This window comes from Wolbachia endosymbiont of Drosophila tristis (assembly GCF_028981745.1).
GTDB classification, from domain to species: Bacteria; Pseudomonadota; Alphaproteobacteria; order Rickettsiales; family Anaplasmataceae; genus Wolbachia; species Wolbachia pipientis.
Genome location: NZ_JAPQLN010000034.1, coordinates 1 through 2,495 on the forward strand (window position 1 = coordinate 1; position 2,495 = coordinate 2,495).

Genomic DNA, 2,495 nt, shown 5'->3' on the forward strand with positions numbered 1-2,495 from the left:
GCGTTTTTTTTATTCTAAAACGCTTGATTAAGAGCGATTTAGCTGCTTTTAACTTGCAACTAACCTACACCGCAAGTGTTTAAGAAATTTACTAAGCAGGAAAAAAGGCAAAGAAACCCCGTAGTAGCTAGCATTCAAATTCTCCCTTGTCAATTTGACGTTTTTTGCTGTCTTAAACGCTTTGTAAGCGCGTTTCGGCTTATATAGGTAAAAACCTAAAAATTTTTAAAGACATGCGATGCACGTAGTGCGAAAAATTAAACATGAGACGCCAAATACCCTAAGTTTTTTGTCATTAACCTGCACAGATTGCGAAGATAAATAAATAGCTTCAGTTTCATGATAAGGGGGTTGGCGAAGGGTGTCAAGTAATTCCGTTCCTTATGGGTAAAAAAAGAGAAACTCTAAGTTGCAGCCGCACAATGTTTCTCTTTTCTGCTGTTGATGATTATTTCGCCTATTGTAACTGCCGCTAGAATAAAGCAATAATATACCTGTGTTAATAAAGAAATAGGTGATACAGAGGCGATGCTACCTGCTAGCAATAGTTGGGAACCATAAGGTAAGATACCTTTTGTAGCACAAGCAAAAACATCTAATAAGTATGCGCTGCGATGTGGCGCAATACTGTGTTTTTGTGCAAGCCTTTTTGCAATGCCACCACTTAGTAAAATAGCAATGGTATTATTGGCAACTAAGGTAGTAAACATAGACGCAATTCCTGCTATCACAAATTCAGCTTTAGTTTTTGTGATATTGCTTTCATCGATGAGTTTATGCAACGCTTTTTGACCTTGCTTGTACATTATATGGCTCAATCCACCGATAAATAGAGCAAATATCACTATTTCGTTTACTTTTTTGAAACCGTCATACACGTCATGAGGAAATTGAATGATAGCATAGTCAAAAAAAGTTATTCCTAGCACACCAGCAATAATTATGTTTATAGTTATTGTTACTAAAGTGGCGACTTCAAGCAGCCCCATGATTATTAAAGAAATGTAAGGAATAATTTTTATTATAGAATAATAATCTAAATTTGATATAGAAATAATTTTTGTACTATTTGAGGCAACTGCTAGGTAGATGAGTGTTATAATGCTGGCAATAAGTGCAACTTTAGAGTTCATTTTAAGTTTATCTTTTGCTGAAGCTTCCTGTGAAGAAACAGATGCAATGGTGGTATCAGATATCATCGAAAGGTTATCGCCAAACACGGCACCACCTACTACAGTTGCAGTTCCTATTTCGAGACCAAAAGCTCCACTTTTTGCCAGATTAACAGCTATAGGTACCATCAGCGCAACAACTCCCATAGATGTGCCAATTGCAGTTGAAATAAAAGCAGAAGCCAAAAATACTCCAGGCAGCAGTAATCTTGCTGGAAGGAAATTAAGAATTAAATTAGCAACAGTGTCTGCGCTACCGATTGATTGAGTCACCGCAGAAAATGCTCCAGAAAATAAAAAAATTAAACACATAGTAAGGGTGTTTTTGTCACCCATGCCCTTGATAACAGTATCGATGTTATGCTGAATTTTATTTGTACCACGTGAGACAGCAAAAAATAGTGCTGGTAATAAGCAGATTACTGGTGAAACCTGATGAAGTGGATTATCAGTTCCGATAAAAGAAAAATAAGCACCACTTCCAAGATACAAGATTAAAAAAATAATCAAGGGGACAAAAGCTGTCATTTTACTGTACCTAAACTTATAACTATAACTAATTAAGTGGTTTTAAGCAAGTTTGGTTTTCACTAGTTCTACAGGAAGTCAATAGCAGAGTTTTAAACTTCATATTTAATCTACTAAATAAATAGCACATGTAGCTTATTGCTTGACAATAGGATCTAATTGTTGTCTAGATTCCAGCATCACGCGCACAACTGTACGAACATTTGTTTGCGAAGAAATGTTATAGCTGGTTTTGCCTCAAACACAAAGATGTCATCCGAGTAGCTGACTACTTGGATCCAGAAAATTTTGCTGCGAGTAAGCAAATTTGTTTGGTGAGCATAGAAAGTGGAATGTGTAAGCGCAGCCTCAACAGGTTGTCATCCAAGTAGCTGACTACTTGGATCCAGATTGGATACTGAGTTGGTGAGTATAAAAGTATAGCTAACGCGAGCTCTACGTCATACCGCCGCAGAATAATTAACCGTCATACCGCGATTCATTCGCAGTATCCCTTCGCGGTATCCCTTAGCCGCTAACAAGCAGCGGGATGACGAGCTTATCGTCATGCCACCGCGAACCGTCATACCGCGATTCATTCGCGGTATCTCTAGATCCCGCTAACAAGCAGCGGGATGACGGTTGTCGTTTAGCTATAAATATTTAAGAAATTTACTAAACAGAAAAAAAGGCAAAAGAAGCCCCGTAGTTGGCTAATTACTTACATTATACTTTCAAGTATGGCGTTTTTTTATTCTAAACGCTTAATAACCGCGACTCAGCTGCTTTTAAATGCAACTAACCTTAGCTATAAAT

2 protein-coding genes are annotated in these 2,495 nt (G+C 37.5%); one reads left to right on the plus strand and one right to left on the minus strand.

Going from position 1 to position 2,495, the window contains the following annotated elements:
- Window positions 1-404: 404 nt before the first annotated feature.
- Window positions 405-1,700 carry a Na+/H+ antiporter NhaC family protein gene (locus tag OZD64_RS00855; protein WP_006280467.1) on the minus strand — a complete coding sequence of 432 codons (1,296 nt, stop codon included), beginning with the start codon at window positions 1,698-1,700 and terminating at the stop codon, window positions 405-407.
- Window positions 1,701-1,903: 203 nt separating this feature from the next.
- On the opposite strand from OZD64_RS00855, the gene OZD64_RS00860 reads away from it, so the two are divergent.
- Complete coding sequence (locus OZD64_RS00860) at window positions 1,904-2,071, plus strand: hypothetical protein (RefSeq protein ID WP_155975180.1); 168 nt, start codon at window positions 1,904-1,906, stop codon at window positions 2,069-2,071.
- Window positions 2,072-2,495 lie beyond the last annotated feature (424 nt).